At 72.0% G+C, this 14,673-nt stretch carries 12 protein-coding genes; 9 read left to right on the top strand and 3 right to left on the bottom strand.

What is annotated here, in order from left to right; all coding sequences use genetic code 11:
• Positions 1-4: 4 nt before the first annotated feature.
• On the bottom strand, positions 5-1,540 hold the full coding sequence (locus tag ACIQV3_RS31020) for a cellulose binding domain-containing protein (protein WP_403717744.1): 1,536 nt from the start codon (positions 1,538-1,540) through the stop codon (positions 5-7).
• Between the two features lie 376 nt (positions 1,541-1,916).
• On the opposite strand from ACIQV3_RS31020, the gene ACIQV3_RS31015 reads away from it, so the two are divergent.
• The 9 genes from ACIQV3_RS31015 (at position 1,917) to ACIQV3_RS30975 (ending at position 11,687) form a co-directional block, all read left to right on the top strand.
• Positions 1,917-2,516: an acyltransferase gene (locus ACIQV3_RS31015; protein ID WP_403717742.1), complete on the top strand. Its 600-nt coding sequence runs from the start codon at positions 1,917-1,919 to the stop codon at positions 2,514-2,516.
• Positions 2,517-2,954: 438 nt separating this feature from the next.
• Positions 2,955-4,124 (top strand): hypothetical protein, encoded by a 1,170-nt coding sequence (locus ACIQV3_RS31010; RefSeq protein ID WP_403717740.1) that lies wholly within the window; start codon positions 2,955-2,957, stop codon positions 4,122-4,124.
• Complete coding sequence (locus tag ACIQV3_RS31005; RefSeq protein WP_403717737.1) at positions 4,121-4,900, top strand: WecB/TagA/CpsF family glycosyltransferase; 780 nt, start codon at positions 4,121-4,123, stop codon at positions 4,898-4,900. The genes ACIQV3_RS31010 and ACIQV3_RS31005 overlap by 4 nt, the downstream gene beginning before the upstream one ends.
• Positions 4,900-6,156: a nucleotide sugar dehydrogenase gene (locus ACIQV3_RS31000; RefSeq protein ID WP_327302445.1), complete on the top strand. Its 1,257-nt coding sequence runs from the start codon at positions 4,900-4,902 to the stop codon at positions 6,154-6,156. The genes ACIQV3_RS31005 and ACIQV3_RS31000 overlap by 1 nt, the downstream gene beginning before the upstream one ends.
• Positions 6,157-6,160: 4 nt before the next feature.
• Positions 6,161-7,342: a non-hydrolyzing UDP-N-acetylglucosamine 2-epimerase gene (gene wecB / locus ACIQV3_RS30995; protein ID WP_403717734.1), complete on the top strand. Its 1,182-nt coding sequence runs from the start codon at positions 6,161-6,163 to the stop codon at positions 7,340-7,342.
• A 93-nt stretch (positions 7,343-7,435) separates the two neighbouring features.
• The gene (locus tag ACIQV3_RS30990; protein WP_403717731.1) at positions 7,436-8,188 is read left to right on the top strand and encodes a chain length determinant protein; all 753 of its coding nucleotides are present in this window, start codon (positions 7,436-7,438) and stop codon (positions 8,186-8,188) included.
• On the top strand, positions 8,185-9,714 hold the full coding sequence (locus ACIQV3_RS30985) for an oligosaccharide flippase family protein (protein ID WP_403717728.1): 1,530 nt from the start codon (positions 8,185-8,187) through the stop codon (positions 9,712-9,714). The genes ACIQV3_RS30990 and ACIQV3_RS30985 overlap by 4 nt, the downstream gene beginning before the upstream one ends.
• A gap of 5 nt (positions 9,715-9,719) precedes the next feature.
• Entirely contained in the window at positions 9,720-10,847 is a 1,128-nt protein-coding gene (locus ACIQV3_RS30980; protein ID WP_403717725.1) for a hypothetical protein, read from the top strand.
• Between the two features lie 18 nt (positions 10,848-10,865).
• Positions 10,866-11,687, top strand: coding sequence for a glycosyltransferase family 2 protein (locus ACIQV3_RS30975; RefSeq protein ID WP_403717722.1), 822 nt, complete (start codon positions 10,866-10,868; stop codon positions 11,685-11,687).
• A gap of 23 nt (positions 11,688-11,710) precedes the next feature.
• Here ACIQV3_RS30975 and ACIQV3_RS30970 read toward each other — a convergent pair whose 3' ends face one another.
• Both ACIQV3_RS30970 and ACIQV3_RS30965 read right to left on the bottom strand, forming a co-directional pair.
• Positions 11,711-12,700, bottom strand: a complete 990-nt coding sequence (locus tag ACIQV3_RS30970; RefSeq protein ID WP_403717718.1) for a glycosyltransferase — start codon at positions 12,698-12,700, stop codon at positions 11,711-11,713.
• The gene (locus ACIQV3_RS30965; RefSeq protein WP_403717715.1) at positions 12,625-14,670 is read right to left on the bottom strand and encodes an O-antigen ligase family protein; all 2,046 of its coding nucleotides are present in this window, start codon (positions 14,668-14,670) and stop codon (positions 12,625-12,627) included. The genes ACIQV3_RS30970 and ACIQV3_RS30965 overlap by 76 nt, the downstream gene beginning before the upstream one ends.
• Positions 14,671-14,673: the final 3 nt, after the last annotated feature.

Genomic DNA, 14,673 nt, shown 5'->3' with positions numbered 1-14,673 from the left:
CGTTCTAGCGGAGGGCTGCGAAGGCCTTCGTGAAGGCGAGCGGCTGCTGGAGGATCGAACTGCACGTCGCGTCCGCGTAGTTCACGACCCCGGCCGGGCACTGCCGGTCGCGGGTCGCGGACCACATCCCGAGCCTGCCGATCCCCTTCTCGCTCGCGAAGTCCACGAGCTGGGCGGCGTCGGCGACGGTGAAGATCTCCGTCGTGACGTCGTTGACGCCGATCATCGGGGTGACGGCGACGGTCTTCCAGGCCGCCGCGTCGGTGAGGCCCAGTACGCCCTTGATCTGGGCCTGCGTGGCCGTGGCGGCCTGGATCGCGTACCGGCCCATGTCGCCGCTGTAGGCGGGGCCGTAGTCCATGGCCATGATGTTGACGCCGTGGATCCGTACGCCCGCCTTCTTCGCGTCCGCCAACAGGGCCACGCCGGGCTGGGTGAGACCCTCGGGCATCACAGGCAGGGTGAAGGCCACGTCGAGTCCCGGGTGGGAGCTCTGGAGCAGGGCGATGGCCTGTGCGCGGCGGGTGTTGGCCGCGGTGTCGGGCAGGGCCGCGCCCTCGATGTCGAAGTCGACCTTGGTCAGCCGGTACTGGTCGACGACCTTGCCGTAGGCGGCCGCCAGGTCCTGTGCGGAGCGGCAGTTCAGGGCCAGCTCGTGCCCGGCGGCGCCGCCGAAGGAGACGCGTACGTCCCCGCCCTTGGCCCGCAGGGCCCCGATCTGCGCGGCGACCTTGTCGTCTCCGAGCCCGGTGACCCCGCCCCACAGCGGGGCGCAGCCGCCGCCGGAGGTGATGAAGGCGAGGTGGAACTCCTTGACGCCGGTCCTGGCCGCCGTGTCGAGCAGGTCGTAGGCCGGGTACAGGGAGGTGTCCACGTACGGCGCGAAGCGCGCGCCTCCGGCCGGGCTCCCGGTCGGGGGCGGGGTCGTGGCGGTGGCCGTCGCGGTGGGCGGGGCGGGCTTGGTCGGCCGTCCGGAGGGCGCCGCGGGCGTGGGGCTCGCGGGAGCGCCCGTGCCGTCGGTCGGCGCCGGTGTCGGCGCGGTGGTGGGGGCACCCGTGGGGGCGGTGGTGGGGCGGCCGCCCGGCGGGGGTGTCTGGCCCTGGTCCGCCGAGCACTTCGCTCCGTTGATCCGGCAGGACTTCGGGTTGCCCGGGGTTCCGCTCGCGCTCGTGACGAAGCCGATCGTGACGGAGGATCCCGCGGCCAGCTCCTTGTTCCACGCCGCCGGCTTCACGGTGACGTGGCGGCCGCTGACCGTGTGCGAGGCGTTCCACAGGGAGTCGATCGTCGTGCCGGTGGGCAGGTCGAACTCCAGGGTCCAACCGGTCTGCGCCCGGCTCTTGTTGTTGGTGATCACGTACGTGCCGGTGTAACCGCCGTTCCAGGAGCTCGACTTGGTGTACACCGCGCCGACCGAGGAGGCCTGGGCCGTTCCGGTGAAGGCGAAGGCGGCGGCCGCGATCAGCACGGCCACCGCGGTCCCGCCCGCGGCCTTGGCCTTCTTGCTCGTCATGCGCCGGTGACCGGTCGTGCTGCCCATGGCGTGCCTGCCTCTGCGTTGCTGGGGAGTTCTGCGTTGCTGGGGATTTCTGAACTGCTGGGTACTTCTGAACTGCTGGGGAGTTCGGGGTGCGGCAGCACGCTAGCCGCCCCGAAACGGACATTTGATCGATTCGGAGTGGCGACGACGAACCTTAGGTTCCACTTAAGGAAGCGATCGGGCGACCTTAAGACGGCGGCCTCGGGACCGCGGGCGCCGATTCGGCCGAAGCTCCGTCAAGTCCACTCCGTGAACAGTCGGTTGATCTTCAGGGCGCGCGCGGCCGCTGCCGCATATGCTCCCTCCGTACCTCAATGCGACGTACATCCGTCCGACCCGCATCCGAACGTCTCGCGAGCCGTAAGGGGACCGCCCCGTGAGTGTCCGAATTCAACCCTCCTCCCAGGTCGACGAGACGGCCGAGCTCGGGGAGGGGACCACCATCTGGGATCTGGCACAGGTGCGGGAGGACGCCACGCTCGGGCGCGACTGCACCGTGGGACGCGGGGCGTACGTCGGTCCCGGCGTGCGGATCGGGGACAACGTCAAACTGCAGAACTACGCGCTGGTCTACGAGCCCGCCGAACTCGGCGACGGGGTGTTCATCGGCCCCGCAGCGGTGCTCACCAACGACTTCTACCCGCGGGCCGTCGACCCCGACGGCCGGCAGAAGCGCGGCGGCGACTGGGAGGCGGCCGGGGTCATCGTGGCCGAGGGGGCCTCCCTGGGGGCCCGGTCGGTGTGCGTCGCGGGGGTCCGGATCGGGCGGTGGGCGCTGGTCGCGGCCGGCGCCGTCGTATCCCGGGACGTACCGGACTTCGCGCTCGTGGCCGGAGTGCCGGCCCGGCGCATCGGCTGGGTGGGCCGGGCCGGGGTCCGCCTCGCGGAACGGAACGGCGAGCCGGGGGTCTGGGAGTGCCCGCGCACCGGCGCCCTACACGACGAGACCGACGGAACCCTGGCCGAGCGCAGTTGACGCAACGTCGGCAATTTGGGTCAACGGCATTTCCTCAAAACCACAATCAATGAACATCCTTGGGCATACCTTGTCCCTGTACACGGGATCTGAGCAGGCAACAGGCTGTGTTCAGTGGGGGGTTGTACACGACGAGGGCAACCACGGACGAGGTGACGACCGGCGCGGGACCATGCGCCCGTCCGCCGCCGCCGTCCGCGCGCGCCCCGATCCGGAATATCGCTGGAGGGGGATCCAGCGGGCCCGGACCGCTCGTGCCATCGGGGGGATCACACCGTAGGCACGCGCAGCGTCATGCGCAGTCCCCTCCGCCGGACGACGACCGCCGGGTCTGTCCTAGGAACGATTTTCAGAGGGGGTAGGTGTGTTGGAGCAGTACGGCTACAGCTCGGACATACAGGGCGAGCAGGACGCACGCGGAACCGGGGTGGGACCCCGGTGACCGCCAGACGATTAGCAGCACTGGCCCACGAGGACCCGTCGCTGCACGCCCTTGCCGAGCGGCTGCTCGCACTGGCCGAGGCGGGGCTGCCCGAGATGTACCTGCCGGGCGCGGAGACCTTCGTCTTCACCCGGGTGGGGACCGTCTCCCCCGACGGCGCGAGGCGCGTGGAGCGGCGCGGGACCAGCACGCGGTACGCGGCCATCACCGCGCTGGGCGCGCGGTTCCTCCCCGAGGAACGGCAGCGCGCCCTCTTCGGCGGCCACAGCGCCGGGGAGTTCACGGCGCTCCTGGTGGAGCGGCTGCCCGCGGTGACGAACCTCGGCGACGCCGCGCTCATCGCCTGGGCCGCGGCCGAGACCGGCCACCCCAAGCTCGCGGACGCCGTGGCGAGGGTGGCCGAACTGGACGTCCCCGGGCGTCCGCAGTACACGGTGGAAGCCGCCTGGGTGCTGTCCGCCCTCACCGCGGCCCGCGGCGCGGTGGACGTCGAGCACCGGCTGGCCGCCGCCCGCGACCGCCTGCTGGCGGCCCGGGTCGGGGACGGCCCGCTGTTCCCGCACGCCACCGGGCCCGGGCTGGTCCCCGGGTACCGCTCCCACGTGGCCTGCTTCGCGGACCAGACCTATCCGCTCCAGGCCCTGGCCCGGCTGCACGCCAGTACCCCGGATCCTCGGGCCCTCGCCGCCGCCGACGCCTGCGCCGCCCGGATCTGCGCCCTGCAGGGGGACGGCGGCCAGTGGTGGTGGCACTACGACGCCCGCACGGGCAGCGTGGTGGAGGGCTACCCCGTCTACAGCGTGCACCAGCACGCCATGGCCCCGACGGCCCTCTTCGACCTGGCCGAAGCGGGCGGCACCGACTTCGGCGCGGAGATCCGCCGGGGTCTGCGCTGGATGACGGAGGTGCCCGAGATCAGCGGGCCCGACGGCACCCCGCGCGAGTCCATGATCCGCGAGGAGTTCGGGGTCACCTGGCGCAAGGTCTACCGCGGCGACCCCGCCAAGGCCGTGCGCGCCGCCCGCGGACTCACCACCCGGGTCGCCCCGCGGGCGCGGCTGGCCCCGCTCGACCGGATCTTCCGCCCCCTGGCGGTGGACCGCGAGTGCAGGCCCTACGAGTTCGGATGGCTGCTCCACGCCTGGCTCGGGGGGCTCGGCGGATGAACCACAGACGGTCCCTCTTCGGAGTGTCGCTCGACCCCTTGACCATGGACGAGACGGTCCAGCGCTGCCTCGACGCCGTCGAGCGCGGTGAGCAGATCGAGATCGGCATGGTCAACGCGGCCAAACTGGTCAACATGCGCCGCGACCCCCGCCTCGCCGCGGCGGTCGCCGGCTGCGACCTCGTCTTGGCCGACGGCCAGGCCGTGGTCTGGGCCGGCCGCGTCCTGGGCGTCCGGCTGCCCGAACGGGTCGCGGGAATCGACCTGTTCATGCGGCTGCTTGCCGCGGCGGAGACCGCCGCGATCCCCGTCTACCTGCTCGGCGCACGGCAGGACGTACTGGACCTCATGCTCGACCGGATCTCCGATCGGTTCCCCGCGCTGCGCGTGGCGGGCAGCCGCAACGGCTACTTCGAGGACTCCGAACAGGGCGGGATCGCCGACGCGGTGGCCTCGAGCGGGGCCCGCATGCTGTTCCTCGGCATGACCTCGCCGAAGAAGGAGATCTTCACCGCCGGCTACGGCAAGCTCACCGGCGCCCACGTGGTGCACGGCGTCGGCGGCTCCTTCGACATCCTGGCCGGCATCACCAAGCGCGCCCCCCTGGTCTGGCAGCGGATGGGGCTCGAATGGTTCTACCGGGCTCTCCAGGAACCGCGCCGCCTGGGCAAGCGCTACCTCACCACCAATGCCGCCTTCCTCCTCATGACGGTCCGGGAACTCTTCCGCCGCACACCGTCCACACCGCCTTCCGGTTCCGCGAACAGGAGTCACTGATGCGCGTCGTCGTCGTGGGACAGGGATACGTCGGCCTTCCGCTGGCCATCAGGGCCGCCGAGGTCGGACACCAGGTGGTCGGGTACGACGTGGACGCGCGGCGGGTCAAGAGCCTCGCCGCCGGCGAGTCGTACGTGGAGGACGTCACCTCCGCGCGGCTGGCCAAGGCCCTGGAGCTGGGCACGTACCAGGCCAGCGACCAGGCCCGGGACTGCGGCGGGTTCGACGTCGCGGTCGTCACCGTCCCGACCCCCTTGCAGGACGGTGCCCCCGACCTGCGCTACATCGAGGAGTCCGCGCACACGCTGGCCCGCTTCCTGCGGCCGGGAGCCACCGTCGTCCTGGAGTCGACCACCTACCCCGGCACCACCGAGGAGCTGTTCGGCCCCATCCTGGAGGACGGTTCCGGTCTCACGGCCGGCGTGGACTTCCACCTCGGCTACAGCCCGGAGCGCATCGACCCCGGCAACAAGGTGTGGGGCTTCCAGCAGACGCCGAAGGTGGTATCCGGAGTCAACCCCCTCTCGCTCAAGGCCGTGGAGACCTTCTACGCGGGCCTCGTCGACACCACGGTCCCGGTGCGCTCCCCCAAGGAGGCCGAGCTGGCGAAGCTGCTGGAGAACACCTTCCGGCACGTGAACATCGCCCTGGTCAACGAGATAGCGATGTTCGCCCGGCACCTCGACATCGACGTGTGGCAGACCATCGAGGCCGCGTCCAGCAAGCCGTTCGGCTTCATGAAGTTCACGCCGGGCCCCGGCGTCGGCGGGCACTGCCTGCCCATCGACCCGTCCTACCTGTCGTGGCGGGTGCAGCGCGAACTCGGCCAGAACTTCCGCTTCGTGGAGCTGGCCAACGACATCAACAGCCACATGCCCGAGTACGTGGCGCGCCGCGTCATGGACGCGCTCAACGCCAAGCGCCGCTCGGTCAACGGCTCCCGGATCCTGCTGCTGGGGCTGGCGTACAAGAAGAACACCGGCGACGCCCGGGAGTCTCCCGCCGTACGCGTCTCCCAGCTGCTCCTGGACATGGGTGCGAAGGTGCGCGCGGCCGATCCCCACGTGGTGGAGAGCATCAAGGTCGACGCCCGCCTCTCGCGGGTGGAGCCGACCCGCAAGGAACTGGCCGCCGCCGACGTGGTCGTCCTGCTCACGGACCACGACTCCTTCGACTACCCGATGATCACCGAGCACGCCTCGCTGATCCTCGACTGCCGCAATCGGCTGTCGGGACCGACGGTGGAGGTGCTCTGACTCCATGCCCAGAATCATCTGCGTGGCCGGGGCCCGGCCCAACTACATGAAGATCAAGCCGGTGATGGACGCCCTGGAGGCGCGCGGCGCGGAGGTCGTCCTCGTCCACACCGGCCAGCACTACGACGAGTCCATGAACGACGTGTTCTTCCGCGACCTCGGCATCCGCACCCCCGACCGCTATCTGGGCGCCGGGTCCGGCAGCCACGCCGTCCAGACCGGCCGGGTCATGGAGGCCTTCGAGCCGCTGCTCGACGAGCTGGTCCCGGACGCGGTCGTGGTGGTCGGGGACATCAACTCCACCCTGGCCTGCGCCCTGGTCACCGCGAAGGCCGGACCGCTGCTGGCGCACGTGGAGGCCGGACTGCGCAGCCGGGACTGGAGCATGCCCGAGGAGGTCAACCGGGTCGCCACCGACCGGGTCAGCGACTACCTCCTGGCCCCCTCCCCCGACGCCGCCGCGAACCTGCGGTCGGAGGGGTACCGGGAGGACCAGATCCACGTCGTCGGCAACGTCATGATCGACACCCTGTTCGCCAACCTGGACCGGGCCCGGCGCTCCGACGTCCTCGACCGCTACGGACTCACCCGCGGCGGGTACGGCCTGGTCACGCTGCACCGGCCGGCCAACGTGGACGATCCGGACGCCCTGCGCGGCCTGCTGAAGGCGCTGGGCGAGATCGCGGGCCGCTGCCCGCTGCTGCTGCCGGTGCACCCCCGGGCGGCCGAGCGGCTGTCGGAGATCGGCGTGCCCGGCGGCATCCGGCTCCTGCCGGCCGCCGGATACCTCGATTTCATCGCCCTGCAGGATGCGGCCCGCGTGGTGCTCACCGACTCCGGGGGCATCCAGGAGGAGACCACCGCGCTCGGCGTGCCCTGTGTGACCCTCCGGGAGAACACCGAGCGCCCGATCACCGTCGAGCAGGGCACCAACGTCCTGGCGGGCACCGACCCGGACCGCATCACGGCCACGGTGCACCGGGTGCTGGACGATCCGCCCGCGCCCCGCTGCCCCGAGCTGTGGGACGGCCGCGCGAGCGAGCGCATCGCGCAGGTGCTCCTGGAGGGCGGGAGCGCGGCGACCCGGCCGCGGCCCACCGACCTCGTCGCGGCCACCGCGCCCGCCTCGGCCACAGCGCCCATCGCGGGCACCGCTCCCATCGCGGGCATCGCGCCCGTCGTCTAGCGCCGTGGCCGGAAGGGACTGCCGGAGCCCGGCGGACCCTTCCGGCCACAGCACCGTTTCCACCCCTGTTCCACCTGGATCGAAAGAAGGCTGATGGACCTCGCGGAGATCTGGCGGGTCATGCGCAGGCGCTGGTACGTACTGCTGCCCGGGCTGCTGCTCACGGCCGCGCTCATCACCGGCCTGTACCTGCTGGTCCCGGTGGAGTACCGGTCGCAGAGCACCGTGAGCCTCCTCAACTCGGACAAGGCCACGGTCCCCTTCGACGGCAACCCCTTCCTGAGCACCCAGGCCTCGCTCACCGGCATGGCCGACGGGCTGGCCCGCAACCTCAACTCCGATGATTCCAAGGCCGATCTCAAGGCCCACGGACCCGGCGGCCTGTACGAGGCGAAGATCGCCGACAACGCCCTGGGGCCCTTCATGTGGCTGAGCGTCACCGGCACCGACCCGGCCGCCGTGCTGGAGGCCGACAAGTTCTTCACCGCGTACGCCGAGAAGCGTCTCCGGGAGTTCCAGGCCCAGCAGTCGGTGGCCCCCGACGCGATGATCCGCATGGTGACGATCGTGCCGCCGCAGAAGCCCGAGGCGCAGACGAAGACCCGGCTCCAGTACCTGGTCATGGCGGGGGCGCTGGGCTTCGTCCTCAGCCTGGTGGCCACCTTCTTCGTCGAGGCCCGGCGCCGCAAGGCCGACAAGCCCGGCCGGCGGGGGCCCGTGGCGGGTGACCCGGAGCCGCCCGCGAACCCCGGTCCCGACGACCTCGGCAGCGCGCTCGACCCCACGGCGACGATGGCGCTCAAGGTCCTGCCCTCGTCGGCCTTCCGCTCCAAGGCACCCCGGTGACCGCCCCCACCACGGACGCCGGCCCCCAGGAACCCTCCGGAGGCCGGCCGCAAGCTCCGCCCGAGGCGCCTTCCCTGGGGCGCAAGGTGGGATCCGCCGCCCGGTGGAGCCTGGTCAACACCATGGTGATGCGCCTGGGCAACTTCGTCACCGGCATCATCCTCGCCCGCTTCTTCCTCGGCCCCGAGGCCTGGGGCGTCTACGGGATCGCCCAGACGGTCCTGCTGGTCCTGCTCTCCGCGAACGAGCTCGGCGTCTCCCTGGCCATCGTGCGCTGGGAGGGCGACCCCCGCCGGTTCGCACCGACGGTCCTCACCCTGAGCGCCGCCTCCAGCCTGTTGCTGTACGCGGGCCTGTTCGCGGCGGCCCCCCTGGTTGCCCGGGTGCTCGGCTCCCCCGAGGCCTCCGGCGTGCTGCGCGTGATGTGCGTGTGCGTGGTCCTCGACGGGCTCTCACAGGTGCCCGCCGGCTTCCTCACCCGGGAGTTCCAGCAGGGACGGCGGATGGCCATCGACGCCGTCAACTTCGTCCTCAGTACCGCGGTGACCCTGCTGCTGGCCGTCCAGGGCTGGGGGGCGATGAGCTTCGCCTGGGGCTCGGTCGCGGGCAACGTGGCCGCGCTCGCCGGCTGCTGGCTGGCCGCGCCCGGCACCCTGAAGTTCGGCTGGGACCGGGAGCAGGCCCGCGCCCTGCTCCGCTTCGGACTCCCGCTCGCCGGGGCCAGCATGCTGGCGCTCGGGGTCGTCAACGTGGACACGATGGTGGTGGGTTCCTCCCTCGACCAGCTGGCCCTCGGGTTCTACGTGCTGGCCTTCAACATCTCCGGCTGGCCCGTGCGGATCATCTCCGAGGCGGCTCGCCGGGTCTCCTTCGCCGGGTTCTCCCGGCTGGCCGACAGCGCGACCGGAGGGGGGCCGGGCGCACTGGCCGCCGGTTTCGGCCGTGCCCTCGGCGTGGTGATGACGGGCACGGTCCCGCTCTGCGTGCTGCTGGCCGCCCTCGCCGGGCCGATCGTCGGGCTCGTCTACGGGGAGCGCTGGCTGCCCGCCGCCGCCGCGCTGCCGTGGCTGATGGGGCTCGGGCTGGTCCGGATCGGCTGCGAACTGGCCTATGACTGCCTGGTGGCCATCGGGCACCGCCGCTCCCTCATCGGGGTCCAGGGGCTGTGGCTCGTCGTCCTGGTCCCGGTGCTGGTGGCCGGCGCCGGCGCGAACGGGATCGAGGGCGTGGCCCAGGGGCACGTCCTGGTCGCCGGGGCCGTCGTGGTGCCGGTGTTCCTCTTCGCCCTGCACCGGGGCGGCGTCGGACTGGGCACCGTGGCGCGCGCCTGCGCCTGGCCCTTCCTGGCCGGGGCCGTGATGACGGGCGCGGTCCTCGCTCTGGAACGGCTCCTCGGCGACGGCGTCCTCGCGCTCCTCGCGACCGGGGCCGGCGCCACACTGGCCTACGCCGTGTGCGTCCTGCCGAGCCTCGGCTTCCTCCGCGGCAGCGCACCGGCCGCCGCGGCCACGACGATGAAGGACTGACGCCCATGGCACGCCTTCGCAAACGCTTGTGGGCCTGGCTGCTGGCCGGGTTCTTAACGGTGGCCGCCCTGACGCTCTACCAGGCCGAGCGGACGGGGCGCAGCGAACCGGTGGCCGGTTCCTGCCCGGAGAGCGCCCTCGAATGCCCCGGGGAGGAGAAGCCCCTCCCCCTGCCCGTGCCGGTCGAGCCGTCCGTCCCGCCCTCCGCGTCCGGCAGCCCGAGCCCTTCCGCGACCCCGGGCTCCCCGTCACCCGCTCCCCCTCCGAGCAGCGGCAGTGCACCACCCGCCCCCGCACCGGCCCCCGTCTGCAACGCCACCTCGCCGGGCGCCTGCGGCTTCCCCGACGCCCGCTCGACCGGCCCCCGGATCGCGCTGAAGCGGCACGACACGGGGAACATGTCGATCAAGACCAACGGCATGGTCATCAAGGGCTGGGACATTTACGGTTCACTGGACGTGTACGCCGACAACGTCACGATCATCGACAGCCGGATCACCTCGACCAACTGGTGGGGCGTCAACCTGCGTCCGGGCTTCAAGGGCCTGCGGGTCCTGCACACCACGATCACCGCCGTGCCGGGCAAGGGCCCCGACAACGGGGGCGTCAACTACGCGGTGTCCAACATGGGCGAGAGCTCCGTCGAGGTCGGCTGGTGCGACGTCTCGGTGTTCGGCAACGCCCTGTCCATGGGCCAGGGCGATCTGCACGACAACTACGTGCACGACATCGTCGCCTTCCGGAACCTCGGCGGGGAGTGGCAGCACACCGATGCCGTGATCAGCGGCGGCGGCAACAAGGGCCGGCTGACGGTCCGCCACAACACCCTGCTGAACTCCGTCCCCATCGACAAGGGCGCCAGCGCAGCGCTCGGACTCTTCGCCGACACCGGTGTGGTGTCCAACGTCATCGTCGACCGCAACTGGCTGGCCGGAGGGGCGTACGCGCTCTACGGCGGCGGCCCGGGGGCCACCGGAATCCAGGTCACGGACAACGTGTTCTCCACCCAGTACCACCCCAACAGCGGGCTCTACGGTGCGGTCGCCGCGTGGAACGCGGGCGGCGCGGGGAACGTGTGGCGCGGCAACCGCATGTCGGACGGGCGCCCCGTCGTACCCGAGCCCTCCCCCTGACCACCGAGAGGACATGACATGCGCCGCATCGCCCGGGCCCCCTGGGAGCTGCTCAAGCGGGCCTTCGGCTGGCTGGTGCTCTTCGAGGCCAGGAACAAGCTCCTGCTGGCCCCCTCCGCCCTGCGGCTGCGCCGTTTCGAGAACGCCGAGACCAGCCGGCTCGGCTCGCTCCTGGAGCGGCCGCCGTCCGCCTTGGTGGCCACCGTGATCGCCACCCACCGGCGTCCCGAGGCCCTGCGCGCGGCCGTCCGCTCGGCCCTGGCGCAGACCGTGTCCGACCAGGTGGTCCTCGTCGTGGACGACGGCGCCGGGCTGCCCGAACTCCCTTCGGATCCGAGGCTCTTCGCGGTGTCGCTGGCCCGGAACACGGCAACTGCCGGGGTGGTGCGCAACGTCGGGATACGGCTGAGCCGCTCCCGGTACGTGGCCTTCCTGGACGACGACAACCTGTGGGAGCCGGACCATCTGGAGCAGGCCCTGACGGTCCTGGAGTCGCCGGGCGGACCGGACGCGGTGTACACGGCGCTGCGCAGGGTGCTTCCGGACGGAACCCAGCGGGACGTGCTGTCGGTGCCCTTCGACCGCCGCCGCTCCGCGCACGAGGCCTTCCTGGACACCAATGCCTTCGTGGCGCGCCGCACCCCGGCCCTGCACTTCAGCCGCCTGCGGCGCACCCCGGACGTCCTGCCCCGGGAGGACTGGGAGCTCGTACGCCGTTACAGCCGGCGCCACGAGGTCCGCCACCTGCCCCGTCCCACCGTCCGCTACCTGGTCAATCCGGAGAGCTTCTGGACCGCGTGGGAGGGCCCGGCGCCCACCGGGCCCTCCGCCGCCGTCTAGACCCGCCGTCCAGACCCGCCCGCTCAGGGTCCCGGGGTGGCGCGCAGTGCGGTCCGGCTGGCCAGGGCCCGTGCCGCGGCCCGGCTCGCCGGGCGGCCGAGCGCCGCCCGGGAGGTTTCCCGTAGCAGCACGGCGGCACGGAAGGCCGCGGTGGCGGGCGCCGAGTTCCGGCGGCCGTAGAGGCGTACGCGGTTGAGGGTCAGCAGGGTCCACAGGCGCGGGGAGACCTGCGAGTCCCCGCCGAGGTGGACGGCCGAGGCCGCCGGTTCGAGCCGGGTGAGGAAGCCGTGGTCCCCGGCCCGCAGGCAGTACTCGGTCTCCTCCGAGTACAGGAAGAACGATTCGTCCCAGGCTCCGCAAGCGTCCAGGCACTCCCGGGAGAGCGCCATCATGGCGCCGGACGCCCAGTCGGCAACAGTCCGGGTCCGGTACGCGGCCGGATCGGTGACCAGCTCGCTCCACCGCGGGAAGCGTCCCGCGCGGCGGTTGCCGATCACGGCCTCGCCCAGGGCGCGCGTCACCCGCGATTCCCGGCGCAGCGAGTAGTGGAGCGTCCCGTCCTCCTCGTACAGCAGCGGGACGCTGATCCCGACCTTGCCCCCGCCCTCGACGAGGGCGCCGAGCGCGCCGACGAGCTGCCGCGCGCAGCCCTCACGCATCCGCAGGTCCGGGTTGCAGACCAGGCCGGCGCTGAAGCCCCCGTCCCATCCGGCGGCGGCCTTCAGGGCCGCGTTCACCCCGGCGGCATAGCCGGCGTTGCGGCCGGTCTGGACGATCGTGGCCTCCGGCGCCAGCGACCGGATCAGCTCGACGGTGCCGTCGGCGGAGTCGTTGTCGGCGACGACCAGCCGCCAGTCGGTCCCGGCCATGCCCTGCGGCAGGGAGGCGAGGAACCCGGGTATCACCTTGGCACTGTTCCAGGTGACGACGAGGACGGCTACGGGGCCGGCTGCATCCGGCCGGTCCGGGCGGCGGTCGGCTGCTGCGCTGGAAGCGGTGCTGTCGGATGACACGGGTTCTCCAAGGTTCGGGGCTCGGGCGCGGCGCGCCGTATGAAGCCGAGGTAGCTGCCGCCGGCGGCGATCGTCAGGAAGAACATCCCGGCGAACATCGGGAAGCTGAGGGCGTCGAAGGTGGCCGCGCTGACCAGGGCGACGAGGGCCGAGGCGAAGAAGGCCTGGCCCAGCTCCCGGTCGGACTCGGTGGCGGCGAGACGGCGGATCGCGCCGCCCTGGTGGATTCCGGTGAGGAACAGCGCCAGGAGCGCGAGCAGACCCAGCAGGCCCATCTCCGCCAGGGTCAGCATGTACTGGTTGTCGGTGAAGAAGTAGAGGTCCGGGGTGAAGGTGCCCAGCCCCCGGCCGAACAGCGGGCGCTCCTCCAGGTAGGGCACGATCGCGCTGTACTTCACGGTGCGGGCCTGGGTGCTGCTGTCGGAGTTCGACACGAAGGAGGCGAACAGCGTGGTGATCGTGCCGATCAGTCCGGGGACCATGACCTTGAAGACGGCCACCGAGCCGAGCAGCAGGCCGAAGGTGGTCCAGCGGCGCTGCGGCTTCCACCGCGGCACCATCACCAGGACCACGATGAGGGCGCCGATGATGGAGGTCCGCGACACCGTCAGCGGCAGCGCGCCGCCCATCAGCGCCACCGGCGCCCAGCGGCGCCAGCGTTTGAGGTGCGCCCGCGCCGGATCGAAGGCCTGCTGGATCGCGAAGGGCAGCAGCAGGGCGAGCATGCCGCCGAACTCCAGCGGCTGCGCGGTGGTCGAGCGCGGCCTGGTGAAAGCCCCGCGGTCCAGGGTGGTGATCTGCGCGACGCTCGACTGGAGCCCGGGGATGCTGATCTTCTCGGCGATGTTCGTCGCGGTGAAGAAGTCGTAGTAGCCGATGGCGGCGACCAGCGCCCCCATCACGACGGCCCGCCGCAGCAGCACGTCCAGGCGGGCCCGGTCCTGGATCCCGGCGGAGACCAGCACCACCAGCGACACCCAGACCAGCAGTCCGATCAGCCCGCGGTCGGCGCCCAGCACCTCCTTGTGCGAGCTGCCCCGGGTGGCGTTCGCCAGGTACGAGGCCAGGACCGATACGGCCAGCAGCCACATCGCGACCCGGGGCAGCCGGGTGCCGGGGGCCGGTCCGATCCGGCCGGTGAGCCAGGTCGCCAGGTACCAGAACAGGGCCAGGAGCGCGAAGACGTTGGCCGGGGTGCCCACACCGCCGAGGCCCGGCAGGGTCAGGTTCGAGGGGATGAAGAAGGCCAGCCCCAGATAGCCCGTGAGCAGCGCGGTGGCGTCCAGCTCGCGGTGGCGGGTCCGCCTGCGCACGCGCGTCGTGGCCGTCCCGGGCACGGCGGCGGCCGCCTCGCGCCGTCGGCGGCGGCCCGCCAGCAGGCTCTCCAGGACGAAGGAGCCGGTGAAACCGGCCACCAGTCCGGCGATCAGCACGGCGAGGACCTGCTGGTAACGGGTCTTGAGCTGCGGTTTCGGGGTCTGCGGCAGCACCACGGGGGCGGCCTGCACGTAGTACTGGCGTTTCACCTTGGCCGCCGCCTGGAGCGCGTTGAGCTGCTCCCCGGCGAAGTCGGTGAGCGTGGTGGTCTCCTTGAGCACCTTCGCCCGGTTGGTGCCCGTGACGGACAGCGTGAGCATCGGGCCCGAGGCGTTCGCGGCGAAACCGACCGTGTAGGGGTCGGTCACCCCGAGGCCGTGCAGGTCGCGGGCCGCGTCGGCGCCCGACAGGGTCCTGATGAGCACGTCTGCGGTGACCACGAGCGAACCCCCGGCGTTCGCGATGGGGTTGCCGAAGGTGGGGGCCAGTGCGGCCACGGCCGTGGAGTCGAGCAGGGCCACCGAGCTCTGCGACTGGTAGGAGACCGGGACCGACTGGTACAGCTGCGCGCCCGCGAGGACTCCGCACAGCGTCAGGGGCGCCATGACGTACCAGCGGCGCCGCAGTACCGCTGCTATCTCACCGATGTTCACTAA

Origin of the sequence: Streptomyces sp. NPDC099050 (assembly GCF_044759865.1) — a bacterium.
Taxonomy (GTDB): domain Bacteria; phylum Actinomycetota; class Actinomycetes; order Streptomycetales; family Streptomycetaceae; genus Streptomyces.
Note: the sequence above shows the minus strand (reverse complement) of the source record. Positions and strands in the feature narration are given on the sequence as shown.

What these genes read in the sequence shown, in the direction of transcription:
- ACIQV3_RS31020 (WP_403717744.1), bottom strand. Translation starts at nt 1,540, where the DNA reads ATGGGCAGCACGACCGGTCACCGGCGCATGACGAGCAAGAAGGCCAAG.
- ACIQV3_RS31005 (WP_403717737.1), top strand. Translation starts at nt 4,121, where the DNA reads ATGAACCACAGACGGTCCCTCTTCGGAGTGTCGCTCGACCCCTTGACC.
- ACIQV3_RS31000 (WP_327302445.1), top strand. Translation starts at nt 4,900, where the DNA reads ATGCGCGTCGTCGTCGTGGGACAGGGATACGTCGGCCTTCCGCTGGCC.
- wecB (WP_403717734.1), top strand. Translation starts at nt 6,161, where the DNA reads ATGCCCAGAATCATCTGCGTGGCCGGGGCCCGGCCCAACTACATGAAG.
- ACIQV3_RS30990 (WP_403717731.1), top strand. Translation starts at nt 7,436, where the DNA reads ATGGACCTCGCGGAGATCTGGCGGGTCATGCGCAGGCGCTGGTACGTA.
- ACIQV3_RS30980 (WP_403717725.1), top strand. Translation starts at nt 9,720, where the DNA reads ATGGCACGCCTTCGCAAACGCTTGTGGGCCTGGCTGCTGGCCGGGTTC.
- ACIQV3_RS30975 (WP_403717722.1), top strand. Translation starts at nt 10,866, where the DNA reads ATGCGCCGCATCGCCCGGGCCCCCTGGGAGCTGCTCAAGCGGGCCTTC.